Below are 25,352 nucleotides of genomic sequence, written 5' to 3' on the forward strand. Positions count from 1 at the left end.
TATTATCTCTTTAATAAAAGAGAACTTCAATGTTTAGATGAAATGGTTGTCTTATGTTAAAATGATACTGATTGTTTAATGGAAGGATGAAGAAAAGCATGAGGAAAATAGTTCAATTTAAACACACCACATATGAAAACGGTACATTATACTTACATACCGACCAAGCAGAGCTCCTGCAAGGGACAACGGCAGCTGGTCAAATTATTGCAGACTCCGATCGCTATGCATTTGTATACTTAGCAGAAAATGAAGAGGAATATGTTTACTTATACCTTGAAGAGTCGATCTGGGATGAATTGAAAATAGCACTTCAAGAAAAGAGTGCAGTCATTGCGAAAAGCCATGATTATTCTTTGGAGTTAGATCAATTCACTGAAGAGCTCGATTATCTTGTGTCCAATATAGAAGGAAATGGGAACTATGGTGACGAAATGGTTAAAAAGGTAGAGAGCGTATTTCTTGATAAGTAGTCACGTGACGTAAAGAGGTGAGGAGAATGAATCACTGGGAACAATTTTTAGCTCCCTACAAGCAAGCGGTTGATGAATTGAAGATTAAGCTTAAAGGGATGAGGGGAGAATATGAACTTCATAACACACATTCTCCCATTGAATTTGTGACTGGAAGAGTGAAGCCGATCGCGAGTATTCTTGATAAAGCAAATCAAAAAGGGATCAAGCTATCGAATATTGAAACAGAAATGCAAGATATCGCCGGTCTCAGGATGATGTGTCAATTCGTGGAGGATATTCATGTGGTAGTGGAAAAGCTTCGTGGACGGAATGACTTTACTATTATAGAAGAAAGAGATTACGTGACCCATAAGAAACAAAGCGGGTATCGTTCCTATCATATTGTCATTGATTATCCGGTTCAAACGATTTACGGAGAAAAAAACATTCTGGTAGAAATCCAAATCCGGACACTTTCGATGAATTTTTGGGCTACGATCGAGCATTCTTTGAATTATAAGTACAGTGGACAGATTCCCGAGCAAGTTCGTCTTCGCATTCAAAGCGCTGCTGAAGCAGCATTCAGACTGGATGAAGAAATGAGCTTGATCCGTGAAGAAATTCAGGAAGCCCAAGTCATATTTACTAATAAAAAGGAAAAGGATCAACGGGGGAAAAGCTCTTAACCAAATCAGCAGTGACTTGAAGGGGGTACACGAATGAAGTTCGCGATTACATCAAAAGGTGATTCGAAGTCCAATACATTAATGCACAAAATGAGGACCTACCTCCAAGATTTTAATTTAACCTATGATGATGATCAACCGGATATCGTCATATCCGTTGGAGGAGATGGGACGCTGCTTTATGCATTTCATCGCTACAGATCCCGCTTAGATAAGACAGCGTTTGTTGGTGTACATACAGGACATCTCGGCTTTTATGCCGATTGGGTGCCGGAAGAAATCGAAAAGCTCGTAATCGCTATAGCGAAGACACCTTATCAAATTATCGAATACCCATTATTAGAAACGATCATCCGCTATCAGCATGGTGGGAAAGAAACCCGTTACTTAGCGTTAAACGAATCGACGGTCAAAAGCGTCGAAGGAACCCTGGTCATGGACGTGGAAATCAGGGGCCAGCATTTTGAACGATTTAGAGGAGATGGACTCTGCTTATCGACTCCATCAGGTAGTACGGCTTACAATAAAGCGCTTGGCGGGGCAATCATACACCCGTCTCTTCCAGCTATTCAATTTGCGGAGATGGCTTCCATCAATAATCGTGTATTTCGTACCATCGGATCACCTTTGATTTTACCTGCGCATCATACATGCATGCTAAAGCCTGTGAATGGACCAGATTTTCTGGTCACCATCGATCATCTATCTCTTCTTCATAAAGATGTGAAGAGTATTCAATATCGTGTCGCTGATGAGAAAATCCGTTTTGCCCGCTTTCGTCCGTTTCCGTTTTGGAAGAGGGTGCATGATTCTTTTGTGGCGGATGAATGACTTAAGGCTGGGAAGTGTACGATGAAATTTTATACAATGAAATGGGTTATCCCTTCTTCCTATGACGGGAAACTGATGAGAGAGTTTCTAATCGATCAGCAGATCTCAAAGCGTACACTGACTGCTGTGAAATTTGATGGAGGCACTATAACCGTTAATGGAAAAGAAGAAAATGTCCGATATCACCTTGTAGAAGGGGATATTCTTGAGATGAGGTTCCCTGAAGAAAAAGGGAGTGACTCATTAGTTGCTGAAGAGATTCCATTGTCGATCATATATGAGGATGGGGATGTTCTCGTAGTAGATAAACCATGGGGTATGAAATCCATTCCTACTAAGAATGAGCCGACAGGAAGTCTCGCCAATGCCATAGCAGGTTATTATGAGAGGGTAGGTATTTGTTCAGCTGTCCATATCGTTACTCGATTAGATAAGGATACATCGGGGCTTGTTCTAATAGCAAGACACCGCCACGTTCATCATTTATTCAGCCTTCAGCAGAAGGGGCGGGAAATTAAGAGAACGTATGAAGCATTTGCAGAAGGTGGGTTGGACTCGGACATTGGTACGATCGAAGAGCCTATCGGCCGGAAACCGGATAGTATCATTGAAAGAGAAGTGCGGCAGGATGGCCGGTATGCCCTGACACACTATAGAGTAAAAAAGCGGTTCCAGGATTTCACTCATATTGAATTGAGATTGGAAACAGGGAGAACCCACCAAATCAGGGTTCACATGTCATTTATCGGACACCCACTGGCAGGGGATGATTTGTATGGAGGCAGTGTGGCATTGATAGGAAGGCAGGCACTGCATTGTAAGAATCTGTCTTTTTTTCATCCTGTTAAAAAAGAATGGGTGTATTTGGAGGCTGTGATGCCTCGGGATATGCGGATTTTGCTTGAAAGACAATGAGATAAAGAGATTCTTTTCGGTTGACCTGAAAAGAATCTCTATTTTTTTGTGGAGCGGGAACAAGCACTATCACACCTTATTCAAACTCCCGAAACTTCTCCTCCACAAAAGGCATGCTCGACCCCACACTCACCACTTCGATCTCAGGGTATCGCAAAGCTGTCAACTTCCCGCCAAACACAGCTCCTGTATCAATATTCGCAGTCTTATTAATGATTCGGGCCTCTTTTACCGGGGTGTGGCCATACACGATCCACGCGTCACCTTTATAATCCGAAGCCCAATCTTTTCTGACCGGCGTACCGTCTTCATTCTTCTCACTTGTGATGTCACCGTACAGAACAAAAGTTTTCACCCGATTACTCTGCTTTCCGATCAGCTCTTCTTTAATACCCGCATGGGCAATGATTAGCTTTCCGTCATCCAACACGTGATATAAAGGAGACTGTTCATACAAAGTGATAAACATATCCCGGTATCGGTCTCTTTCAATCCGGGGAATGGCACTCAATTCCGCTACTGTCGTTTCTAGCCCGTGCAGGATCTTCACATTATTCCCCAGGAAGTAGCGATAGAGTTTATTACAATGGTTTCCAGGGACATAGTAAAGACATCCCTTTTCAAACAGATTAAAGACCGTTGAAATGGTCTGAAGCGAGTGGTGACCACGGTCAGTTAAATCCCCTACAAAGCCGAGCAGTCTTCCATGTGGATTGACGGGGAGACCGGATGTCCAATCGTAGCCTAACTTTTTTGTTAATTCTTTGAACTCTTCATAACAGCCGTGAATGTCTCCGATTATATCTATTTTCATAGGATACCTACTTTCCTGTGGCATTTTTCTTTTCTTTTCGGTTATTTTATGCCATATTAATGATTCAGTCTTTCATATCGAGCGGATGTTTATTCATATTTTAATATACCTTCCGTACATAACCAAAACCATATTAGAGATGGTTATCATTTCATAAGAGACATTCGTCATAAGATTTGCTAGTATTATTACGACTATATACAATTCAAGTTAAGAAGGAGGGTGTATATGATGTCTGAAGTAACCCAGGATCAATCAAAAGATAGAGATAGACAAGAAAAAGAAATGTATGATGAAGACCTTCTCATTAGAGCCCTTCAAGAAGAAGATCTGGATTTATTTCGCTCAGAATTCGTCCATTTACACTCTTATGACCAAGCAAAGTTCTTTTCGAAAATAGATGAAGCCCTGCGAAGCCGCCTGTATCATTACCTGTCTCCGGAAGAGATGGCGGAGCTTTTTGAAAGTCTGGATATAGATGAAGAGGATTATCAGGATATATTAGCTGAGATGAATCCAACTTATGCCGCTGAAATGCTATCGAATATGTATGCCGATGACGCGGTGGATGTCTTAAATGAGCTGGATAAGGACCAGGTAGTTAGTTATTTAACGATCATGGATGATGAATCAGCTAAAGAAATAAAAGAATTATTGCATTATGAAGAGTATACAGCCGGTAGTATCATGACTACTGAATTTGTAGCCATTTCCAAGAATCAGACCGTCCGATCGGCCATGTATATATTAAAAAACGAAGCCCCTAATGCTGAAACGATTTACTACATTTATGTAGTGGATGATGATAAAAAGCTTGTGGGGGTAATCTCCCTAAGAGATCTCATCATCAGCCATGATGATGTGATGATAGGCGAAATTATGAGTGATCGTGTCATGTCTGTAGGCGTCAGCGAAGATCAGGAGGCAGTCGCTAGACAAATGAAAGATTATGACTTTCTCGCTTTGCCTGTTGTTGATTTCCAACATCACTTACTGGGGATCATTACCGTCGATGACATTATGGACGTTATGGAAGAAGAAGCATCTGATGACTATTCAAAGTTGGCTGGTATCGCCGATTTGGATTCCATCGACCGAAGTCCATTTAATGCAGCGAAGAAGCGTCTGCCATGGCTGATTGCATTACTGTTTCTAGGGATGTTCACCGCAAGCCTTATCGGGAGATTTGAAGACACGTTAGATAAAGTTGCGATTCTTGCCGTGTTTATCCCCTTGATCGCCGGAATGGCAGGTAATACTGGAACTCAGGCCCTTGCTGTTGCCGTTAGGGGGATTGCAACCGGTGACCTGGAAAAGGAAAACAAGATGTCCCTTGTCATCCGTGAAGCGGGAACCGGACTTATAACTGGTACTACATGCGGGATAGTCGTCAGCATCGTGGTATATGTATGGAAAGGTGAATTCTTCCTGGGGGTGCTCGTTGGGATCTCCGTGTTGGTGTCATTATTTGTTGCAACGCTCGCTGGTACATTAGTACCGTTACTTATGCACAAACTAAAAGTGGATCCAGCTGTCGCTTCCGGTCCTTTTATTACGACGATAAATGATATTATCAGTATTTTAATTTATTTTGGTTTAGCGACATTGTTTATGAATTATTTAATATAGAGAGAAGAGAGAGGGGGAGGTATAGATGGAACAGCATGCGTCCGTTACATCATTGGTTATTGTCATTCTTGTAGCTTTTTTAACTCCCATATTGCTGCATAAATTCAAATTAAATTTCATCCCTGTAGTCATCGCGGAAATCATTATGGGATTAATAATAGGTAAGAGCGGATTTGATATCGTTCACCAGGATATGTGGTTGGAAACACTGTCTACACTTGGATTTATTTTCCTTATGTTCTTGAGTGGACTGGAAATTGATTTCACTGCATTTTCAGGAGGAAAGAAGAAAAAAGAACTGCTACCTAATGGAAAAGAAGAACCGAACCGTCTGAAGGTAGCGACTTTTATTTTTATCGGGATATTTTTTGTTTCACTTGGCCTGTCTTATCTGTTCGTCTTATTCGGGCTCATTGATAATGCATTCTTAATGACCCTTATTATTTCCACCATTTCACTTGGTGTCGTGGTTCCTACACTTAAGGAAGCACATATCATGAAAAGCGCAATCGGGCAGATCATCCTGCTTGTGGCGGTTATTGCAGATCTTGTGACGATGATTTTACTGGCTGTATTCGTGTCACTTTACGGTGAAGGTCATGGAAATATGTGGCTTCTCCTTATCCTGTTCGGTGTTGGAGTACTCTTATACTTCCTGGCTAAGAGATTGAAGAACAATTCCTTCATCAAGAGCTTGTCGACAGGTACCGTTCAAATCGGGACACGAGCAGTCTTTACATTGATCATTCTTCTTGTAGCTGTATCTGAAACCGTTGGGGCTGAAAACATTCTAGGTGCATTCCTTGCAGGTGTACTGGTATCATTATTGGCACCAAATCAGGAAATGGTTCATAAGCTGGATTCCTTTGGTTACGGATTTTTAATCCCGATCTTCTTCGTGATGGTAGGAGTTGAATTGGATCTGGGATCACTGCTTAGCGATAAAAAGATGCTTCTGTTGATTCCATTACTTCTGCTTGCTTTCCTAGTTTCGAAAATCATCCCGGTTTACTTATTAAAGTATTGGTATGATACGAAAACAACGATTGCATCAGCATTTTTACTTACATCAACGTTATCACTTGTCATTGCAGCTGCGAAAATCGCTGAGAGAATGGAAATCATCACAGCGCAGATGAGTGGTACGCTCATATTAGTAGCGGTGATCACGTGTATCATCACGCCAATATTCTTCAAAAAGCTTTTCCCAAGGGAAAGCGCAAAGGAGAAAAAGCTCAAGATTACATTCCTGGGAGCGAATCAACTTACGATGCCGGTTTCAAGGGAACTTCATTCATCCCTTTATGAACCAGTCTTGTATCATACAAAACAAGATAAGTCTGATCGTAATATTGCTGATTCTCTGTTTACCATCAATGAAATTGACAATTACGAGTTAGACACGCTCGAAGAGAACAACATCTTTGATTCTGACATCATTGTGATATCAACCGGTGATGAAGAAATCAATGCAACACTTGCCGTTACCGCTAAAGAATATGGCGTGAATCGTGTCATTGTAAGGGTTGAGAGTCCTGACTTACATGAGACACTGCGAGAACAGGATATTGAAGTATATTCCGTGTTCCTGTCAACGAAAGCATTACTGCGTGCGCTCATTGAGTCACCGTCTGTCATGAATATCCTTACGAACCAAGAGACATCGCTTTATGAGATTCGCATGCTGAACAGTCAGTTTGAAGGCATGACCCTTCGTAAATTTCCGTTTACAGGAGATGTTATCTTCGTACGGATCTTTAGAGGAAAAGATTCCATTGTTCCTCACGGAGATACAGAACTCCACATGAACGACCGCTTGATCGTAACCGGTTCAAAAGAATATGTAGATGAACTAAAACGCGAACTTGAATTCTGTGAGTATTGCTAAGAACTAATCAACTTCCCAAGAAATTATTCTTGGGAAGTTTTTTTGGCTCTTTTCGTATAGTTTGTTGCTATTGTAGAGGGGAAAGTAATAGTTGCATTCCGCTCCAGGATGCTCGCTTTCCGCGGGGCTGGCGGTGAGCCTCTTCGGCTGCGCCTCCGGGGTCTCACCTGTCCAGCTACGGGGCTTAGGGGCTCGAGGTCATAAGCCAAGTCTGCCAAAAAGGCAAAGAGCGCCTTTCCGGCAGACTCGTCTTATGCTTGTCGCCCCTGGGCAAAGCCCCTCCGCTTTTCGTCCTGTCCAGCAATTCCCGCAGGAGTCGAGCATCCTGCAGCGAGGATCAACTTTCTGAGCATGTATCCTTAATGGGAAATAATAACAACAAGAATTTTAGCAAACAATCTCATTTAAGGTAAGTAGAGATTGATTTTCCTTTTAAGGAAGAAGAAATATTTCTTCTTGTTGCATTGTTTTCTTGCACACCTTGAAGCTCTGTCATGAAAATTCTGTTAAAGATGGTGAGGGGAACTGCGTAGACTCCTGCGGATTTTGGGCGTGCCGAGACCCCGTTCGGCTAAGCTGAGGAGGCTCGGCAGTACGCTAGCTGCAAGCGAAGCGGTTCCCCTCACCATCCAGCACACACTGGTTGACAGAGCCCTGGCAGATTCTATGGTAGAAAACAACAATCTTTGCGAAAAGAGAATATTTTTTAGAGGAGTTTACACTCTTACCACTAATATCTAATAAGAGAGAAATACTAAAGGGAGGCATGAAAATGTGGGAATCAAAAGTAATTGAAATCAGAGATAGGCTGAAAGGAAGCTTCATGGAGGTACCAGTTGAGAAGCTGAATGAAAAGCCTTCGCCAGAGGAATGGAGCATAGCACAAATTGTTCTTCACCTGGCAGGAGCTGAAAAAAGATTTTTAACATTGGCTCTCGAGTCAGCGGAAAATCAATCAGGAACATGTAAAAATAGAGCTGATTTATCCGTATTCGATGATCCATCTAGAAAACTGAAGGCACCAATCGAACCAACTTCTGAGTTTCAAAAAAAGGAAAATTTAATTCTAGCATTAGATGAATCCCGGTCATTCACTATACGCTTCCTGGAATCATACACAGAAAAAGGTTTGAAAAGTCGATCCATGAACCATCATCGATTTGGAGATATGCCCATATGGCAAGTGTTAGAGCTTCTCGGTAAACATGAACAAAGGCATTTAGTTCAAATCGAAGAAGTAAAAAGGCGAATCCTGTAGGAATTCTTCTTTTCTTTTATGGTGTATTACTGTAGAATTAGTATCAGGTACTAATAACATGTATAAAATAGGAGGATTACAATGACTCTTTCATTAAAAGGTAAAACATATGTCGTTATGGGAGTTGCGAATAAACGCAGTATAGCGTGGGGGATTGCCCGTTCCTTACATCAATCAGGTGCACGTTTGATCTTTACATATGCAGGCGAGCGTTTTGAAAAAGGGGTTAGCGATCTTGCCGGGACTTTGGAAGGTGGGGAAGATTCATTAGTGTTGCCTTGTGATGTAACAAGTGATGAAGACATCGAAAAATGCTTTGCAACGATTAAGGAAGAAGTCGGAGTGATTCACGGACTTGCCCACTGTATCGCTTTTGCCAATAAAGAGGAGCTTGCTGGTGATTACATGAACACAACAAGAGACGGGTTCCTTCTGGCTCACAATATCAGCTCATACTCCTTGACAGCAGTTGCTAAAGTAGCGAAGGATCTTATGACTGAAGGTGGAAGCATCGTTTCCATGACATACCTTGGTGGTGAGAGAGTGATGCAAAACTACAACGTTATGGGTGTAGCAAAAGCATCTCTTGAAGCGAGTGTGAAATATCTTGCCAGCGATCTTGGAAAGCACGGCATTCGTGTGAACGCGATCTCTGCAGGACCGATCCGCACCCTGTCTGCTAAAGGTGTAGGTGACTTCAACAGCATACTGAAAGAAATCGAAGAGCGTGCTCCGCTCCGCCGCAATACAACACAAGAAGAAGTCGGTGATACAGCTGTATTCCTTTTTAGTGATTATTCAAGAGGGATTACAGGTGAGAACCTGCATGTAGACTCCGGTTATCATGTATTAGGTTGAAATATAGACATACGGAACCCTGGCTGCAGAAACCTTTCTGCAGCCAGGGTTCTTTTGTTATGTAGAGATAGTATTTATCTATGCTAATAAGAAACTCATAGGCGGTTCCTGCATACATATAAATGTAGAATGTAAGGAGGGATAGGTTTGAATAGACAGAAAAAGCCACTATTATATATACATCAACCCAGATTAAATGATGTGAAAAGCAGCATGCAGGAAGTCTATAGAGGTTCGCCAAGTATCGTTCAACCAGAAAGAGAAGAAAGAAACACGCAGTCAATCGAAATGAAAAGGAACAGCGCTGAGTTGATTGAAGCTGCTCCATTAGGGAGGTTAAAACAGCCTGAGTACCATACGATTGTGAAAAGGGAACCGAAAGAGGTTCGGTCCATTATAAAAGAGACTACTAATAGTGAAGAAGCAAATCAACGTGAATCAGGACTCGTACATTCACATGACGGTTACTTTAAACCACTTACTCCTTTTAAAGATCTGGATATGGATGGGAAAATTGAATATATGCAGAAGAGTATAATGGGGAGAGCCCCATTTCCATGTGCCTTTCAAACAGAAGAAGGGGTGTATCGTGGCGTATTAACCAGTGCCGATAGCGCATCCATAGATATAAAAACGTTTCAAGGTGAAGAAGTCACTTTAAAAAGAAATTCTATAAAGGCGATCAAAATCATTGGATTGAAATAAAAGAAGCCAGCCGGAATTTCCGACTGGCTTTTTATACTCGTTGCTGATTAGTCACAAACTCCTTCTACTCTTACATCATCGATACATTGAATAGCGCAGAAGCAATCCAGATCAACTGTGATACAATCTCCAGTCAATTCGTAAATGAAGTTATTGTTTAACCCCATTAATTCGTCTTCTGATTCTACGTCTTCGCCTGTAACATGAACTTTCTTCAGTACTTGAAGTGTAGCACAGCAGTCGTCAAATACATTCTTCACACGGAAGTAAGGTGTTTTCCAGCAATAATGTTTAGGGTGAACCTTGAATAGGTCTCCTTTTTTATTATAAAGTTTGAAAACACGAGTATTTGGTGCATTTCCAACTGGACTTACCAAAGATCCTAATGGCTCAAGAAAACAATCATTTTTACAATCAAAACAGTCTTGATCTGCTGCATCTTGAACATCTTTAATAGCTCGAACAGCAAGGCATACACAACCGCGGTCTCTTGCACCTGCAATGTCATCTTTTCTGTAATTACCGCAACCCATAAGAATTTTCCTCCTTAAATAATTTTCACTACACTAATAACATATTGTAGAAGAGGAAATTGGGTAACGGACAAATGCCCCTTTTGACTAAATTGGGCGGGATATAGTTTATATAAGGAGTGGGAATATGGATATACTTGACATAATAATATTGGGAATTGCTGTGTTTAGAATGACTCACCTCATCGTGTTTGATAAAATAACAGAATTCTTAAGGTCTCCTTTTTTTGATGAAGTACCTGAAATGTCAGAAGATGGGGTGGAAGAAATTTTCCTTTTACCGAAACAAGATGGAATTAAAGGGTTTATAGGGGAGCTATTATCATGTTATTGGTGTACAGGTATTTGGGTAGCTGTTTTCCTATATGCAGGAAATCTTTTTTTTCCACAATTTTTCATCCCGCTTATCACAGTATTGGCAGTTGCTGGAATTGCTTCCATATTAGAGGCGGCTGTACAAAGTTGGATAAGAGAGTAGCTCAATAGGTAATTAGTGGAAACAAGCTTGCACTATCGCACATATAATGGTCGTAAGGGGAATGGTAAAGGAGGGCGATCATTATGAAGTATTCTTCTGTAAATACCAAGAAACCAACAAATTCTCCCATCAAGAAAAAAGGGTGCGGTTGTGGATCAAAAGTGAAGAAAGGATAGGCTGCTCAAAATGGGCAGTCTTTTTTTTTTCATAAAATCTGACTTTATGAAAAAAATAAAGCATGAGTACAAATAAAAGAGGGATATGTCATGAACAAAAAACGGATCATCGTTCCACTAACTTTACTCGTCCTGATAGGGTGCACGAATAAGGAAGATGGAAACGACAGCAAGATTGCGCTAATGAAGAAAACCGATCCACCACCCATTGAATTAGTGGATAACCCAGAAACAGACAGTTATGGTCATGCCATTAAACGGGAAATCTCCAAAATGAAAGAGCTTTATGATGTAGCGGTCATACAAGGAAAAGATGAAACGCTCGTGGTATATAAAGTGAAGCATCTGCAAAGGTTTCATATGAAGAAGATCGAAAAGAAGATGGATCATTATTTAGAAGATAAATATCCGGATGAAGACTTTATATTGTCCAGTGATTACAAGATATTTCTTGAAACCATCCGTTTAAAGGAAAAGCTAAAGAGGGGTTCGATTTCAAAGAAAGATGCGGAAAAGAAGTTCCAGGATATTGTGAAGCTTCAAAAGGAAAAGACGTAGGAGGAATGTTTTGTGGGGAAATCACCAAAAACGCCCGAACAGAAAAAATACGAACTGTTGGAAAAACAATATGAAACAAAGAGGCCACTACTTAAAAATGTACTAAAGGCTTTCTTTGTGGGGGGATTCTTCTGCTTGATCGGTCAGGCCATTACGTATGTATTTATTTATTTCTTTAATTTCACTGAGCAGACGGCAGGAAATCCTACTGTTGCCACTATGGTATTTATATCAATGCTTCTCACGGGCTTTGGCGTGTATGATCATATCGGTCAATTCGCAGGAGCGGGTAGTGCTGTCCCTGTGACCGGGTTTGGAAACTCAGTTATATCAGCAGCCATCGAACATAAAACGGAAGGGTATGTCTTGGGGGTAGGCGGTAATATATTCAAGCTTGCTGGTTCGGTTATTGTATTCGGAGTATTTTCAGCCTTTGTCGTGGCATTAATCAAGACAATCTTAATTCAATTGGGGGTGATTTAATGCTTCAGGGTTCAAGGTCATGGGTATTTCCTACACATCCGGCCATCTTGTCTACCGGTGTCGTTGGCGGTCCATTTGAAAAAAAAGGGAACTTAGCTTCCGACTTTGATCAGTTTTACGATGACCTTTGGATGGGACAGGCCACATATGAAAAAGCCAATCGGACTCTCATTGAAGATGCGGTTCAAATTGCGTTGGAAAAACAGTCACTTCAAAAAAGCGATGTACAGTTTTTCTTAACGGGTGATCTGATTAATCAAATCACCCCATCAAGCTTTGCCGCCAGGACCAATGGAATCCCATACTTCGGATTATTCGGAGCATGCTCAACGTCGATGGAGGGTTTGGCATTATCTGCATTCTTGGTTAACTATCATGGAGCTCAGCATGTGGTGACAGGAGCATCCAGCCATAATTCCGCAACTGAGAGACAATTCCGGTACCCGACTGAGTACGGGGGGCAAAAGCCTCCAACAGCTCAGTGGACTGTAACAGGTGCAGGTTTTGCAGTAATTGGTGAAGGAAAGTCTGTTACAACCCCTACACCGAGAGTAACCTCTGCAACCATCGGCAAGGTGATGGATATGGGATTGAAAGATCCTTTTAACATGGGAGGAGCCATGGCACCAGCTGCTGCTGATACGATTGCAGGTCATTTTCAAGATCTGGGGAGAGATCCTTCTTATTACGATTTGATCATCACAGGTGATCTGGCTAAAATTGGCAGGCATACAGCTGTTGAAATGCTGAAAGAAAAGGGGTACAACTTCTCAGATCATCAGTTTAAAGATTGCGGATTATTGATTTATGGAGAAAATCAGCCTGTTCAATCCGGAGCGAGCGGCCCAGGCTGTTCTGCTACAGTCCTGTACGGTCACCTATTAAATGAAATGAAAAAAGGAACATATAAACGCATCTTGGTTGTGGCGACGGGAGCCTTGTTATCACCATTGACATTTCAGCAAGGAGAAACAATTCCTTGTATTGCTCATGCGGTATCCATCGAATATATGTAAATGAAAGGAGGAAACGAAGTGTTAGCGATGTTTTTTTGGGCTTTTACAATAGGCGGGATCATTTGTGTGATTGGTCAATTACTGTTTGATGTTGCTAAATTAACTCCAGCCCATACACTAAGCTTACTGGTTGTGGCAGGGGCGGTCTTTTCAGGGTTTGGATTGTACGAGCCTCTCATTGATTTTGCCGGTGCAGGAGCGACCATTCCCATCACAAGTTTCGGTAACGCCCTGGTCAATGGTGCCATGCAGGAATCACAGGAACATGGGATAGTGGGAGTCCTTACCGGGATGTTTGAAGTCACAAGCTCAGGGATCTCGTCGGCGATCATATTCGGTTTTATTGGGGCACTCCTTTTCAAACCAAAAGGATGATAGAGGTGAAGAACGATGCCTGAATACTTAGAGGTGGCGTTACGCAGTATATTTATCTTACTTTCCTTATTTGCAATAACCAAGTTACTTGGGAAGAAGCAGTTATCTAAATTGTCATTTTTTGAATACATTACAGGGATCACGGTTGGGAGCATTGCAGGGACACTTTCCATGGATCTGGGCCTCCCTTTAAGTGAAGGACTGATGAGCATCTTTTTATGGTTTTCCTTTCCACTCATTTTCTCCTTTCTTTCTCTTAAGAGCGTTCGATTTAGACGATTCGCCGAGGGAAAGCCGACAGTTTTCATAAAGGATGGAAATATTGATGAGAAGGCTTTAAAGAAGGAACAGTATTCCGTCGATGAACTGCTTGAGCAATTGAGAAAGAAAGACGTTTTCAGAGCTGCAGATGTGGAATTCGCGTCATTGGATACCAACGGAGATCTAAGTGTTCTGCTCAAAAGAGAAAAAAGGCCGCTTGTTCGAGAAGATGTATTTAAGATCTCACAAATGTCCACTCCTCCACAAGCAGTCATTTCAGATGGGGAAATAGATGAAGAGGCTCTGCGAGAAGTAGGATTTCCCCTGCCCTGGTTACAAAAAGAACTGGCCAAAAGACAATTGCAAGTTGAATCCATTTTTCTTGCCCAACTTGACCGTGAAGGAAACCTGACATTCGACCTGTACAATTGGACAAACACACAATAAATTCTCCAAAAGCCCATACGTAATGATCTCTCTATACATATGTTATAAGAGACTAAAGGTAAAAGAGAGGTGAAATTATATGTATGGATATGGATACGGTGGCTGTGGATATGGCGGCGGCGGTTATGGCTCAACATTTGTATTGATCGTTGTGCTTTTCATTCTCTTGATTATCGTTGGAGCAAGCTTCTGTTAGAAAGGGGTACAAAAGGCAGAATCCTCATTAGAGAGATTTTGTCTTTTTGTTTTTACGCTCTTTTCACAATGATTGTTGATTTTACATATGGTCTGCTCGGGCTCTGTCAATCAGAGAGTGCTGGATGGTGAGGGGAACTGCTTCGCTTACAGCTAGCGTTCGGCCGAGCCTCCTCAGCTTAGCCGAACGGGGTCTCGGCACGACCGTACTTCCGCAGGAGTCTGCGCAGTTCCCCTCACCATCTTTCATAGATTTTTTGTGACAGAGTTAAAAAGTGTCATAAAACAAGCTAAATCCACGTTAGGTAATAACGATAAACATTTACTAATTAACTAATTTTTGACCTATCATAATAAGGTTAAATTTGTGCTCCTTTGTAGGTAGTTTGTTTTTTGAACAAACGCTAACATAATCACTATAGGAGCTTTTTTTGTATTTGTCTATCCGTTATTAGGAAGACAAAATTAGAAGCACAGAGTGGATTGTAGCGGAAGGCAATTGACTCCTGCGGGAAATAGAGGCTCGACTTCCTACCCGCGAAAAGGAACGGTCACGTTTTCACACTACCACTAATTCAAGTTCACTTTTTTTGCAAGATATGCAATGCCATTGGGTGAGACCCCAATGAGGCTGCTCATCGGCCTTACTTTCTCTGTGTAGTATAGCAACAAGATTAACGAAAGAGAGCTATTTTTTTAATAGTGAATCTAAATTACAGAATAACATGTAAAACCTTCAGAAAAATCAATTCATAATCACGCTCCTGGGTTTTTAACATATGATGCTTATAGTTAAAAGGAGGCGTGATGGAAATGAATAATAACTTTTTTAAGAATTTAGAGAAGAAGACAGGCGTAAACATGAACGAAGTGTTAGAGCTTGCGAACTCATTACAAAATGCAAACTTCAAAGATGAAGCAACCGTTAGAAGCGTCATAAAACGAGTATCTAAAATTGCCAATAAACCAGTAAACAAGGAAATGGAAAATAAGATTGTACAGTCGATTGTGAACGATGGAAAGCAATTAGACTTTGGAACCATCTCTAATATGTTAAACAAGGGGAAGAAATAAAAGTTATAAAAAATAAAGGAGAATGGACATAAAGGTGTGTTCCAACACGTACTTTATGTTAATTCTCCTATTTTCTAGGGTGGAAAAGTGATTAGACTTTCATCCAGAAATGGTACATATATCAACAAAATAGATACAGCCCTTAGAATCTATAAAGCCTAAATAAAGTTTAAGGATCAACCCCATATGGGTAACTAATACCAAGGAGGTAAAGAAAATGGGATACATTGCTCCAATTCCTCACCATCAGTATAAACAGTATCAGGAACGAGAAATAAAAGTTGAAAAACATCCGTTTACCTTTTTCCCCGTGCAAGCTGTAAAGCCCATGAAAAATAATACTCAAGCAAATACTGAAGAAGCAGAATCGTCCTATCATGTACTTCAATCAAATCAACGCAAAACTTCATATGAAGCACTCTCTAAACCATCCGTCCCAACAACATTATTAGCGCGGTTAACAGGAAAAGGAAAGCACTTTAACGAATATGTATAAAGAAGTTTTAGGGGCTTTTTTAGGTTGATGATCCCAAAAGGAGCATTCTTTATGGGATCTTTTAATTAACTGCGGATATCGGGTCCCTTACATATTTGGAGGTAATGACTTGAAATTACAAAACCTTTCCGAGCATTGCTATGCATTTACAGGGAGCGTTACCATTGGATACTGCATTAAAGAAGGAAAGGGCCTTCTTATTGACAGTGGTTTGGATGATTCTTCCATGAAGAAAGTGATCAAAATCTTATCGAATGAAGGGCTGCCCTTGGATTTTTGTGTCATCACCCACGCCCACGCAGATCATTTTGGAGGAGCTCACTTCCTGAAGAAAAAACAAGGGACTTCATTGTTTGCTCCAAAACTTGAAAAAGCGATCATTGAGAATTCGATCCTGGAACCGATATATCTATTTAATGGAGCTAATCCCATAAATGATTTGAGAAATAAGTTTCTTGAAGGACAATCAGTGGTCATTGATGATGTGTTGAAGATTGGTGAGAATAGTATTGGTCCTTTCACTTTTGAAGTAATTGACTTACCGGGTCATTCATATGGTCAGGTAGGTCTGCTTGTTGATGATGTTTTATACGCGGCGGACAGTTATTTTGGCAGGGATACGTTGGAAAAGCATGTCATCCCGTTTATCATCGATGCGGATCAAACACTGGATTCATTAGAAAAACTCCTTCACATACCATGCAAAGGAGCGATTCCGGGACACGGGGATTATGAAGAAAACTTTGTGAAAACAGTTCAGGAGAATATCGATCTTCATGAAGAACGTATGAATTCTCTTCTGACATTAGTAAATGAAAGTAAAGAAGGCTTTGCTTTTGAAAAGATCATGAAAGAGTATTTGAATCTACACAAAATAACTGTATCAAATGTAGGGCAATGGCTTTTGTTCAGAACTTCGGTAACAGCTTATCTTACAAGTCTTGAACGAAAAAAACTCTTATCGTTCACGATCAGTAACAATGAACTCATCATTAAGCCCCACTAATAACCTTGTACTAAAAGGCTTTCTCCTTCTTCCCATTCAGCATACATAACGTCCTTTGAGGAGAGGAAGCCTTGTTTTTTTATTTCGCTTAAAAGCCAATCCTCCCTTTGTTCGGCAAGCTTTAAATTATCGTAAACGATTTCTCCATCCACAATTAAAGAAAGAGGAAGGGAAGCATTTTTTGCAGGTATATTAAGGTCTTGACGCTGTACGATTTCATAAAGCGGTTTTCTAATCACACTCAGCGTACCGTCAGACTCCAAAAGGGCAAATTCACATTCCCTTACTGAGAAAATATCTTTTGCACGAAGTAGATGCTGCAGTTGATTCAGATCTAAATGATTTTTCTTCAGCTCATCGAAGTTGATCTTCCCTTTATTGATGACTAAGGCAGGTGTACCTTCCAACATATGTCGAAACCTTCTGGATTTCTGGGTGAAATACTCTGTGAAAAAGATCAAACTCCCCCAAATAAAAATGGCAGCAAGGATTGGAAGTACAGTGATCTTTCCATCATAAAGGGAGTTCCCTACAAGTTCACCAAGAATTAATGCTGAAATGAAATCAAAGGCAGATATTTGAGTGATTTGAGTTTTACCGAGTATTTTTGTAAGAATCAATAAGGCAAAATATCCTACGATTAACTCGATGGCAATTGACGTGATTCCCATGAGGATCCCCCTTCCCATACACTTTCCCATTATCGACGAGTTGATATTGTAATATACTTCTTAATATGAATTGCAGGAAACAAAAAAGGAACAAGTAATTAAGCAGTTCTGCTTAATTACTTGTTCCTTTTAGATATCCTTCTTCATTGTTTTATGAGGGATTCCTGCGTCCAGAAATTCATCAGATGTAACTTTGTAGCCTAAGCCTTCATAAAAAGGGATTGCATATGTCTGTGCATTTAACTTTAATAGGGATAAGTTCTCTTGCTTCGCATATTTTTCAATGGCAAGCATGATTTCACGTCCGGCTCCTTTTCCCCTGACGGATTCTAAAACGCATATTCTTTCAACTTTCCCAAGTCCATCAAGAATACGGAAACGGCCTGCACCTACAGCATGTTTTTGGTCGTAAAGAACAAAATGAGTGGAATCATTTTCGAATTCATCGATTTCTTCTTGGAGCGGAACCTTTTGTTCTTCCACAAACACTGTCTTTCTTATGTTGAATACCTCTTGGATCTGATCTTCTGTTTTTGCAACTTCGACTTTCAACTCTTACTCTTCCTTTCCTAAACGGAAGGTTTCGTAAACTGTCCAAGAGCCGTTTTCTAATTGATACAACAAGTGAAATCGGTCGATGGTTTCTTCATGATCGATTCCAAGCATACGCAATGATCCGAAAATATCGGAGTGTTCATCATTTGAAAGCTTTTGTGCGACAGTTATGTGAGGAACGAAAGCGAATTCCGGCTCGTCACCCATGAAGTTTTGACTATGCATGTCATCGTGTAAACCTTGCAGTTCAGGAGTGGAGTTCACCTTGAAATAGATTACATTGTTCACAGGCTGAAAAGAACTTACTTTGTACACTTTTAAATTGAAGGGATCGTATTTCTTTGAAATAACATTTAATTTATTAGCGATATCCTTGATTTGATCATCATCTGCACTAAATACATTCTTTAAAGTCAAATGTGGTGGAACCAATGCATAATGAGGATCATAACGTTTCCTATAAGAGTTTGCGATATCTTGCAGCTTTTTCGATGGGAAAATGACTATACCATAATTCATTTTCTTCAATCCTCCTCTATTTAACTATCTTTGTATTATGTATAGTATAGCAAATTTTTCAAAAATTTAATATAGGGCGAACGGATAGGATCTCCATTTATCAAAGTGATTCGATAGCTCCCTGCATTCATTTAAGGAGAGGCAAGGGCGGTCCCTTGCCTATTCGGGGTTTAGTTAAACATCATCTTCAAAGCACGTCTCAAATCGGGTTGCCAATGTTTCCATGTATGATCTCCGTCGAACTCATCGTAAAAGGAAGAGAATCTTTTTTGATCGAATGTCTCGTGAAGCTTACGGTTTGGCTTTAAGAAGTCTTTTACTTTGCCGTCCGTCGTTTTTACCTCTGTTTCCTGTTTACCGATGATATGGTAAATGCTTAACAAATGAGGTTGTGAGAAGTTTTCTACGGCTTCCAACACTTTCTCGTTCACGAAAGGTGACTGCAGAAGAACCTTGCCAAATGTATTTGGGTATTTTAATGCAGTCATCAATGAGACTGTGGCTCCTAATGAATCACCAACCAGGGCACGTCCCATTCCCATATGATAAGTTGGGTAATGCTCGTCCAGATATGGGACCAACTCGTGTGCTAAAAAGCGAATGTAAGCATCATTTTCTTCACCATGTGGATGGTATTTTCTTCTCCGGTCCTCAACATCTTTATATGGAACTCCCACGATAATCATGTTTTCTATTTCCCTATTTTCGAGAAGTTCATCAGCCAGTCGAGGTATTCTTCCTAGCTGGAAGTAGTCCTTACCATCCTGGGTGATCAGTAGAGAATATTTATAGAGGGGAGAAAAAGTAGCTGGCAGGTATACGAGCATCTTAATCTCTTCATTCAGTTCTTTACTAAAGAGGTTTAATTCGGTTACAGTTCCTCTTGCGGTTGTCATGACGATAGCCTCCTATAATCAGTGTGAACGTTTACAGAAAGATTGTATCATATTCTTCTCGATAATTCCCTAAAGCGGATTGCAATACGAAAATTCAAAAGAATGATATAATTCATGTAAGTTTTTGGACAGTCCAGAAAGGGGTATCTCAATGAATAAATCTGTACATTCAAGGGATGTAACGAAAGCTGCATTACAGAGGCTGAAAGATAGAGGCGTATCTATAGAAGATATTGCTGAAATCGTCTATGAAATGCAGTATCCATATAATCATGAGTTAAATATGGAAGATTGTATCGAAAGTGTGAAGAAAGTGTTGTTAAAAAGAGAGATTCAGCATGCGATTCTTGTAGGGGTAGAACTGGATCAACTTGCTGAAGAGAAGAAGCTTTCCGAACCACTTCAATCGATTGTAGAAACAGATGAAGGGTTGTTTGGAGTAGATGAGACCATTGCTTTAGGTGCAGCATTAGGATATGGAAGCATCGCTGTTACAACTTTTGGTCATTTGGATAAAAATAAAATCGGTATCATCCGTGACCTGGATACGAAGAACGGGAAGGGTGTTCATACCTTTTTAGATGATATCGTCGCAAGTATTGCGGCAAATGCTTCTTCGAGAATTGCACATAGCCTACGGGACCGTGAAGAAAATATTTCAGAGGAAGATAAGATGAAATTTGAGGATGAGGAATTGATTGGATAGCTCATTATCTGATATATAACAGGTGGACTGAAGATGAATAATTCCTCTTCAGTCTTTTTACTGTGGACAAACATGCGTCGGGGAAGAAAAAATGATTGGGGTAATGTAACCGCTTTATACATTTTGTATACATTTGTAAAATAATTGACATGACAAGAACAAGCCGTACAACAGATTTAAATCAGTGTGTAATGGATCTAGAATGGTTTTTTTATAAAAATTGTTAAAATTTTATGTATTTGATTTGACAAGATTGTTACAGACTGTGTTACAATTATTTCGGTAAAGTAGAAATTTAATAGGGGGAATTAGAATATGAAAAAACGCAGTTTTTATCTAAGCACTGCACTACTTCTAGTTCTATCTGTCATTCTTGCTGCATGTGGCGGCGGATCAGGTGGAGGATCATCTGAGGGTGAAGGTAACAAAGAGGTTGACTTCATTGGGATTGCTACAGGTGGAACAGGGGGTACATATTACCCGTTAGGCGGAACATTCGCTAAGATCATTGAAGACGAAACAGGAATCAAATCCTCTGCTTCTACTTCAGGGGCATCGGCTGAAAATATGGCGGCCATTAAAGATGGTAAAACTGAAATCGCTTTTACACAAACCGATATCGCATCTTATGCATCTGAAGGAACTGAAATGTTCAGCGATAATAAAGTAGAAAACGCAAGAGGAATTGCCACACTATATCCTGAAACGATTCAAATCGTTACAACAAAGGATTCTGGTATCAAGTCCGTTGAAGATCTGAAAGGGAAAGTTGTTTCTGTCGGTGAAGCAGGCTCTGGAACTTTACTGAACGCGAAGCAAATCCTGGAGGTTCACGGAATTGCGCTAGAAGATTTAGAAGCACGTAATCTATCATTTGACGATTCAACTACTGGTATCCAGGATGGAACAATCGATGCGGCTTTCATTACTTCAGGTACTCCAACCGGAGCGGTTGAAGGATTGGCAGCAACGGAAGATATCACAATCGTTCCGGTTGAATCCGGTAAAATCAGTGAACTGATCGAGAAATATCCATACTACTCTGAGGATGAAATTCCTTCAGGGACGTATAGTAAAGTCGATGAGGCAGTTACAACCGTTGCGGTTCGTGCAATGCTAGTAACAAATGCTGATATTTCCGAAGATGTAATCTATGATGTTACAAAAGCCATCTTTGAAAATACAGATGCAATCACTCATGCTAAAGGTGAGTTAATCAAGGCTGAAGATGGACTAAAAGGTATGGGAATTGAATTACATCCTGGTGCGAAGAAATACTTTGATGAAAAAGGCGTTTCAATGGAATAGATCCACACCAGCAGATGGACGAAGGGATAGGCCGCGTAAAACGGTCTATTCTTTTGTTTTGGTATAGGCAAAAAAAATGTTAAGTACAGCAGCAATAAATGGAATGGTGGGGACTTTGTTATGAAGAAAATTTCATTCATAGGAACAATTCTCATTATTCTTGTTCTGTTATTCATCATCTTTATTCCCTTTCAAACATACCTGGTAATCGAGCCGAGGAGTACTGAAGGTGATCCTGTCCTTTTCAGACTTCCTGAAAATCATACATTTTCGGTTCGTTACACTCATTCTATTCATCTCTCAGAAGTAGAAGAGTTTTACCGCCAATCTACAAACCAAATTCAACAGACAAAATTGCTTTATGAGGATACTGCAATTGGTATGCCTGCAAATGCAGAAGGTAATGAAACCTTCGAGAGGACAGAAGAAGGAAAGTACTTAATTTCAAATATGAATAAAGTGTTTCCATACATTGATATTCGAATCGGACAAGTGGTTGCCAATCATCGACTCATATTGGGTGATAAAGTCTATCCTTTAGCTGATTATTTCGATAAAGGGTCTGTCGTTCGAATGCATTTAAAGAAACAAACACTATATGATCAGTGGAAAGGAGTGACCGTTGTTGGGAAAAGATAAAGAATTTGAATCATTAACCTCTGAACAACAACAAGAATTATTAGAAAAATATGATCCTGAATCATCAACGAGAAAGCTGCACCATGGAATGTTTAAATGGGTGATCTTCTATGGTCTATTAGCATTTTCATTATTTCAATTAGTCGCATCGATCTTTCAATTCATCCCTAGACAATTATTATTATCGATTCATTTAGGGTTTGCTTTGTCACTTGTCTTTCTTCTTTTTCCTGCCAGGAAAAAGAATCTGCGAAAAGATAAAGTGGCATGGTATGACGTCGTTCTCTCTGTCATATCTGTAGGAATTGGTGCATACTGGCCGATTATGCAAGATGACATTGTCAGCAGGGTCGGTATTATGACATCACTTGATTTTTATGTTGGTTTTGCTGCGATGATCTTAGTATTGGAGGCAACCCGTCGTGCAGTCGGTTTCCCCATCACGATTATCGCATCTGCTTTCATTCTCTATATGTATTATGGTCGATTGATGCCTGGATTCCTTGCGCACAGGGGATATGATTGGGACGATATCGTGAAGACGATGTTCTTTACCAGCGAAGGGATCCTTGGCACGCCACTATATGTTTCAGCAACCTTCATCTTCCTATTCTTATTATTCGGGGCCTTCCTCGTTAAAACAGGCGTAGGGCAATATTTTAATGATTTAGCTGTTGCCATTGCCGGTAAACGCACTGGTGGTCCTGCTAAGGTTGCAATCTTCTCGAGTGCCCTGCAAGGAACGATCAGCGGGAGCTCCGTTGCAAACGTTGTAACATCTGGTTCCTTTACCATTCCAATGATGAAAAAGCTTGGCTATCGTAAAGAGTTTGCAGGTGGAGTAGAGGCAGCGGCCTCAACGGGTGGTCAGTTAATGCCGCCAATCATGGGAGCTGCAGCATTCTTAATGGTTGAATTCATTGGAGGCATCTCATACTGGGATATCGCAAAGGCTGCCACCATTCCTGCTCTTTTGTATTTTACAGGAATTTGGATTATGACTCATTTTGAAGCGAAGCGAATCGGTCTTCGCGGTCTTTCGGACGAAGAGATGCCTAATCGTAAAGAAGTTTTAAAGAAAATCTACTTATTAATGCCGATTCTTACAGTCATTATTTTATTAGTGAGCGGTATGAGTGTTATGCGTGCAGCACTTTGGTCAATTGTTGCTACGGTCGTGATTAGCGCGATTCGAAAAGAGACAAGGATTGGCTTTAAAGATGCAGTTGACGCACTCGTAGACGGTGCACGTACTGCGCTTTCCGTAGCGGTAGCAACTGCGGCTGCAGGGATGATTGTCGGCGTAGTGACAAAAACGGGGTTAGGGCTGACACTTGCGAATGGGTTAGTTGATCTTGCTGCTGATCTAACAAATTCATCAGAAGGTAAACTAATCCTGACTCTGGTATTTACGATGATTGCATCGATTGTGCTAGGTATGGGATCACCGACAACGGCCAACTACGTAATCACGTCCACAATCGCTGCACCGGCGATCATCTTGTTAGGTGCACCTGAGTTAGCGGCTCACTTATTTGTCTTTTATTTTGGTATCATTGCAGATATCACGCCGCCGGTGGCCCTTGCAGCATTTGCCGCCGCCGGGGTGTCAGGGGGAGAGCCAATACGGACCGGTGTCAATTCTGCTAAATTAGCGATTGCAGCCTTTATTATTCCGTATATGTTCGTCCTGTCACCTGAGTTGCTGATGATTGATACAACCATTCCGAGATTATTATGGGTTGTCTTTACGGCAATAACCGGAATGATGGCCATAGGGGCAGGAATGATTGGGTATTGGTACAGAAGAGTGTATGTGATTGAACGTTTCCTTTGTGTAGCAGCCGGTTTAATGCTGATCTATCCGGAGGGAAGCACAGACATCATTGGTTTAGTATTATTTGCTGTTATGCTTGCGTTACAATTCTTCATTAAAAGAGAAGACAAAACACCAAAGAAAGCAACAGCATAAAAAAAATACGTGAGGCTGACCCTTTACCAGGTCAGCCTCACGTATTTTAGTTTCCAATTAGGATATGGTTCGTTTCTTATAAGGAAGAAGAGGATAAGCGGCCAAAATATCATGTAGTCTGAATCTGCGGAAATCTTTTCGTAGAAAGCAATAGGCCAGAATAAAATCCCCATCAATTTTTTTAACGATGATTTTTCTTTTCGTACAAATGGATTCAGGAGTCATATAGATAATTTCAATGGGGCGTTGGTCCATGAATGAGCGCTGTAATACCGTATTCATTTGTGGGCTCCTCTCCAGGAAGTGTACTCACAGTATATGCGAACAAATGTTCCTTTATACATGAATTCCCAGAATATAAATGAATAGAACAAAAAAATGATTGACATTTTTCTCATCATGACTATAATTTAATATATACCTTCCATCGCGACTTGTTAGCTCAGTGGGAGAGCACTTCCTTGACAGGGAAGGGGTCGTGGGTTCGAATCCCTCACAGGTCATACATAAAGAAAGCCTGCATCTTATTTAAAAGATGCAGGCTTTCTTCTTCTTTAATATGTAAATCAATCTTTATAAAGGATTCTCAAAGTTACACGGCCTGCGCCGACTTGTCCTTCAAAGTAAAAAGGACTCTGTTGGAGATCATGTAAGAGTCCTTGCCAAAATCATATTAAGATATGATCACTTCTTTTAGTTGATTTCTAATTCTTCCTCAAAATAAAACGTGCCAGGATGTTCCTTTACGATGTATGAGTATCGTTTCATATTTTTTACGTATTGCCATTTCAATATTGTCACTGTTTCGCCAGTTTCCTTTATCGTAACCATTGCGCCATTACTAAACCGATTTTTTGTGGATTTCATTGGGCACTCCCTTTCATATTCTCTCATTATACCATAGTTTACCCTTCATTTTAGAGTCCCATTAGTGATAAATCTCGATAAA

Annotated in this window: 31 protein-coding genes and 1 tRNA gene; 24 read left to right on the forward strand and 8 right to left on the reverse strand. The window is 40.5% G+C overall.

Annotation, left to right across the window (positions count from 1 at the left end; all coding sequences use genetic code 11):
* Nucleotides 1-98 precede the first annotated feature (98 nt).
* The 4 genes from FZC88_RS01490 to FZC88_RS01505 are packed head-to-tail and all read left to right on the forward strand — an operon-like array spanning nucleotide 99 to nucleotide 2,887.
* Nucleotides 99-473 carry a UPF0738 family protein gene (locus FZC88_RS01490; protein ID WP_148993404.1) on the forward strand — a complete coding sequence of 125 codons (375 nt, stop codon included), beginning with the start codon at nucleotides 99-101 and terminating at the stop codon, nucleotides 471-473.
* A gap of 26 nt (nucleotides 474-499) precedes the next feature.
* The gene (gene yjbM / locus FZC88_RS01495) at nucleotides 500-1,141 is read left to right on the forward strand and encodes a GTP diphosphokinase (protein ID WP_148993405.1); all 642 of its coding nucleotides are present in this window, start codon (nucleotides 500-502) and stop codon (nucleotides 1,139-1,141) included.
* A 33-nt stretch (nucleotides 1,142-1,174) separates the two neighbouring features.
* A complete protein-coding gene (locus FZC88_RS01500; RefSeq protein WP_034763479.1) occupies nucleotides 1,175-1,972 on the forward strand; it encodes an NAD kinase in 798 nt (265 codons plus the stop codon).
* 21 nt (nucleotides 1,973-1,993) lie between these two features.
* Nucleotides 1,994-2,887: an RluA family pseudouridine synthase gene (locus tag FZC88_RS01505; protein ID WP_148993406.1), complete on the forward strand. Its 894-nt coding sequence runs from the start codon at nucleotides 1,994-1,996 to the stop codon at nucleotides 2,885-2,887.
* A gap of 76 nt (nucleotides 2,888-2,963) precedes the next feature.
* On the opposite strand, the gene prpE is transcribed toward FZC88_RS01505, so the two are convergent.
* Nucleotides 2,964-3,701, reverse strand: coding sequence for a bis(5'-nucleosyl)-tetraphosphatase PrpE (gene prpE, locus FZC88_RS01510; RefSeq protein ID WP_148993407.1), 738 nt, complete (start codon nucleotides 3,699-3,701; stop codon nucleotides 2,964-2,966).
* A gap of 285 nt (nucleotides 3,702-3,986) precedes the next feature.
* Here prpE and mgtE point away from each other — a divergent pair, with 285 nt between their 5' ends.
* The 5 genes from mgtE to FZC88_RS01535 all read left to right on the forward strand — a co-directional run bounded on the left by mgtE (nucleotide 3,987) and on the right by FZC88_RS01535 (nucleotide 10,039).
* Nucleotides 3,987-5,330 carry a magnesium transporter gene (gene mgtE / locus FZC88_RS01515; RefSeq protein ID WP_148994255.1) on the forward strand — a complete coding sequence of 448 codons (1,344 nt, stop codon included), beginning with the start codon at nucleotides 3,987-3,989 and terminating at the stop codon, nucleotides 5,328-5,330.
* Nucleotides 5,331-5,355: 25 nt separating this feature from the next.
* Entirely contained in the window at nucleotides 5,356-7,218 is a 1,863-nt protein-coding gene (locus tag FZC88_RS01520; RefSeq protein ID WP_148993408.1) for a monovalent cation:proton antiporter family protein, read from the forward strand.
* Nucleotides 7,219-7,990: 772 nt separating this feature from the next.
* Complete coding sequence (locus tag FZC88_RS01525) at nucleotides 7,991-8,476, forward strand: DinB family protein (RefSeq protein ID WP_187443479.1); 486 nt, start codon at nucleotides 7,991-7,993, stop codon at nucleotides 8,474-8,476.
* 81 nt (nucleotides 8,477-8,557) lie between these two features.
* The gene (gene fabI, locus FZC88_RS01530; protein ID WP_148968482.1) at nucleotides 8,558-9,334 is read left to right on the forward strand and encodes an enoyl-ACP reductase FabI; all 777 of its coding nucleotides are present in this window, start codon (nucleotides 8,558-8,560) and stop codon (nucleotides 9,332-9,334) included.
* Between the two features lie 147 nt (nucleotides 9,335-9,481).
* Nucleotides 9,482-10,039, forward strand: coding sequence for a CotO family spore coat protein (locus tag FZC88_RS01535; RefSeq protein ID WP_187443480.1), 558 nt, complete (start codon nucleotides 9,482-9,484; stop codon nucleotides 10,037-10,039).
* 47 nt (nucleotides 10,040-10,086) lie between these two features.
* Here FZC88_RS01535 and FZC88_RS01540 read toward each other — a convergent pair whose 3' ends face one another.
* Nucleotides 10,087-10,572 (reverse strand): CotY/CotZ family spore coat protein, encoded by a 486-nt coding sequence (locus tag FZC88_RS01540; RefSeq protein WP_148968484.1) that lies wholly within the window; start codon nucleotides 10,570-10,572, stop codon nucleotides 10,087-10,089.
* Between the two features lie 127 nt (nucleotides 10,573-10,699).
* Here FZC88_RS01540 and FZC88_RS01545 point away from each other — a divergent pair, with 127 nt between their 5' ends.
* From FZC88_RS01545 to FZC88_RS01590, 10 genes are all read left to right on the forward strand, one after another.
* The gene (locus FZC88_RS01545) at nucleotides 10,700-11,050 is read left to right on the forward strand and encodes a DUF1360 domain-containing protein (protein WP_148993411.1); all 351 of its coding nucleotides are present in this window, start codon (nucleotides 10,700-10,702) and stop codon (nucleotides 11,048-11,050) included.
* Nucleotides 11,051-11,316: 266 nt separating this feature from the next.
* The gene (locus tag FZC88_RS01550) at nucleotides 11,317-11,784 is read left to right on the forward strand and encodes a sporulation protein (protein WP_148993412.1); all 468 of its coding nucleotides are present in this window, start codon (nucleotides 11,317-11,319) and stop codon (nucleotides 11,782-11,784) included.
* A gap of 12 nt (nucleotides 11,785-11,796) precedes the next feature.
* The gene (gene spoVAC, locus FZC88_RS01555) at nucleotides 11,797-12,267 is read left to right on the forward strand and encodes a stage V sporulation protein AC (RefSeq protein ID WP_148993413.1); all 471 of its coding nucleotides are present in this window, start codon (nucleotides 11,797-11,799) and stop codon (nucleotides 12,265-12,267) included.
* Nucleotides 12,267-13,283 (forward strand): stage V sporulation protein AD, encoded by a 1,017-nt coding sequence (gene spoVAD, locus FZC88_RS01560; protein WP_148993414.1) that lies wholly within the window; start codon nucleotides 12,267-12,269, stop codon nucleotides 13,281-13,283. Before spoVAC ends, spoVAD begins: the two co-directional genes overlap by 1 nt.
* Before the next feature lie 18 nt (nucleotides 13,284-13,301).
* A complete protein-coding gene (gene spoVAE, locus FZC88_RS01565; protein ID WP_044337663.1) occupies nucleotides 13,302-13,658 on the forward strand; it encodes a stage V sporulation protein AE in 357 nt (118 codons plus the stop codon).
* 15 nt (nucleotides 13,659-13,673) lie between these two features.
* Nucleotides 13,674-14,366: a DUF421 domain-containing protein gene (locus FZC88_RS01570; protein ID WP_148993415.1), complete on the forward strand. Its 693-nt coding sequence runs from the start codon at nucleotides 13,674-13,676 to the stop codon at nucleotides 14,364-14,366.
* A 79-nt stretch (nucleotides 14,367-14,445) separates the two neighbouring features.
* A complete protein-coding gene (locus FZC88_RS01575; RefSeq protein WP_082051146.1) occupies nucleotides 14,446-14,562 on the forward strand; it encodes a YjcZ family sporulation protein in 117 nt (38 codons plus the stop codon).
* Between the two features lie 812 nt (nucleotides 14,563-15,374).
* Nucleotides 15,375-15,635, forward strand: a complete 261-nt coding sequence (gene spoVIF / locus FZC88_RS01580) for a sporulation-specific transcription regulator SpoVIF (protein ID WP_113970022.1) — start codon at nucleotides 15,375-15,377, stop codon at nucleotides 15,633-15,635.
* 217 nt (nucleotides 15,636-15,852) lie between these two features.
* On the forward strand, nucleotides 15,853-16,131 hold the full coding sequence (locus FZC88_RS01585; protein WP_148993416.1) for a hypothetical protein: 279 nt from the start codon (nucleotides 15,853-15,855) through the stop codon (nucleotides 16,129-16,131).
* A 109-nt stretch (nucleotides 16,132-16,240) separates the two neighbouring features.
* Nucleotides 16,241-17,137: an MBL fold metallo-hydrolase gene (locus tag FZC88_RS01590; RefSeq protein WP_148993417.1), complete on the forward strand. Its 897-nt coding sequence runs from the start codon at nucleotides 16,241-16,243 to the stop codon at nucleotides 17,135-17,137.
* Here the strand turns inward: FZC88_RS01590 and FZC88_RS01595 are convergent.
* The 4 genes from FZC88_RS01595 to FZC88_RS01610 form a co-directional block, all read right to left on the reverse strand.
* On the reverse strand, nucleotides 17,134-17,808 hold the full coding sequence (locus FZC88_RS01595; RefSeq protein WP_148993418.1) for a DUF421 domain-containing protein: 675 nt from the start codon (nucleotides 17,806-17,808) through the stop codon (nucleotides 17,134-17,136). The genes FZC88_RS01590 and FZC88_RS01595 overlap by 4 nt on opposite strands.
* Nucleotides 17,809-17,937: 129 nt before the next feature.
* Nucleotides 17,938-18,360: a GNAT family N-acetyltransferase gene (locus FZC88_RS01600; RefSeq protein WP_148993419.1), complete on the reverse strand. Its 423-nt coding sequence runs from the start codon at nucleotides 18,358-18,360 to the stop codon at nucleotides 17,938-17,940.
* A 3-nt stretch (nucleotides 18,361-18,363) separates the two neighbouring features.
* Nucleotides 18,364-18,882, reverse strand: coding sequence for a YjcG family protein (locus tag FZC88_RS01605; protein WP_148968494.1), 519 nt, complete (start codon nucleotides 18,880-18,882; stop codon nucleotides 18,364-18,366).
* A 170-nt stretch (nucleotides 18,883-19,052) separates the two neighbouring features.
* The gene (locus tag FZC88_RS01610) at nucleotides 19,053-19,778 is read right to left on the reverse strand and encodes an alpha/beta hydrolase (protein ID WP_148968495.1); all 726 of its coding nucleotides are present in this window, start codon (nucleotides 19,776-19,778) and stop codon (nucleotides 19,053-19,055) included.
* Nucleotides 19,779-19,929: 151 nt separating this feature from the next.
* Here FZC88_RS01610 and FZC88_RS01615 point away from each other — a divergent pair, with 151 nt between their 5' ends.
* The 4 genes from FZC88_RS01615 to FZC88_RS01630 all read left to right on the forward strand — a co-directional run bounded on the left by FZC88_RS01615 (nucleotide 19,930) and on the right by FZC88_RS01630 (nucleotide 24,403).
* A complete protein-coding gene (locus FZC88_RS01615; protein WP_148993420.1) occupies nucleotides 19,930-20,484 on the forward strand; it encodes a phosphatidylglycerophosphatase A family protein in 555 nt (184 codons plus the stop codon).
* 315 nt (nucleotides 20,485-20,799) lie between these two features.
* On the forward strand, nucleotides 20,800-21,792 hold the full coding sequence (locus FZC88_RS01620; protein ID WP_148968497.1) for a TAXI family TRAP transporter solute-binding subunit: 993 nt from the start codon (nucleotides 20,800-20,802) through the stop codon (nucleotides 21,790-21,792).
* Nucleotides 21,793-21,912: 120 nt separating this feature from the next.
* Nucleotides 21,913-22,431 (forward strand): DUF1850 domain-containing protein, encoded by a 519-nt coding sequence (locus tag FZC88_RS01625; RefSeq protein ID WP_148968498.1) that lies wholly within the window; start codon nucleotides 21,913-21,915, stop codon nucleotides 22,429-22,431.
* Nucleotides 22,418-24,403: a TRAP transporter permease gene (locus tag FZC88_RS01630; RefSeq protein ID WP_148993421.1), complete on the forward strand. Its 1,986-nt coding sequence runs from the start codon at nucleotides 22,418-22,420 to the stop codon at nucleotides 24,401-24,403. The genes FZC88_RS01625 and FZC88_RS01630 overlap by 14 nt, the downstream gene beginning before the upstream one ends.
* Before the next feature lie 57 nt (nucleotides 24,404-24,460).
* On the opposite strand, the gene FZC88_RS01635 is transcribed toward FZC88_RS01630, so the two are convergent.
* On the reverse strand, nucleotides 24,461-24,685 hold the full coding sequence (locus tag FZC88_RS01635; RefSeq protein ID WP_148993422.1) for a WYL domain-containing protein: 225 nt from the start codon (nucleotides 24,683-24,685) through the stop codon (nucleotides 24,461-24,463).
* A 149-nt stretch (nucleotides 24,686-24,834) separates the two neighbouring features.
* Here FZC88_RS01635 and FZC88_RS01640 point away from each other — a divergent pair.
* Nucleotides 24,835-24,906 (forward strand) — tRNA-Val (locus tag FZC88_RS01640).
* Between the two features lie 190 nt (nucleotides 24,907-25,096).
* On the opposite strand, the gene FZC88_RS23810 is transcribed toward FZC88_RS01640, so the two are convergent.
* Complete coding sequence (locus tag FZC88_RS23810) at nucleotides 25,097-25,270, reverse strand: hypothetical protein (protein ID WP_187443481.1); 174 nt, start codon at nucleotides 25,268-25,270, stop codon at nucleotides 25,097-25,099.
* Nucleotides 25,271-25,352: the final 82 nt, after the last annotated feature.

This window comes from Rossellomorea aquimaris (assembly GCF_008180865.1).
Classification (GTDB): Bacteria; Bacillota; Bacilli; order Bacillales; family Bacillaceae_B; genus Rossellomorea; species Rossellomorea yichunensis.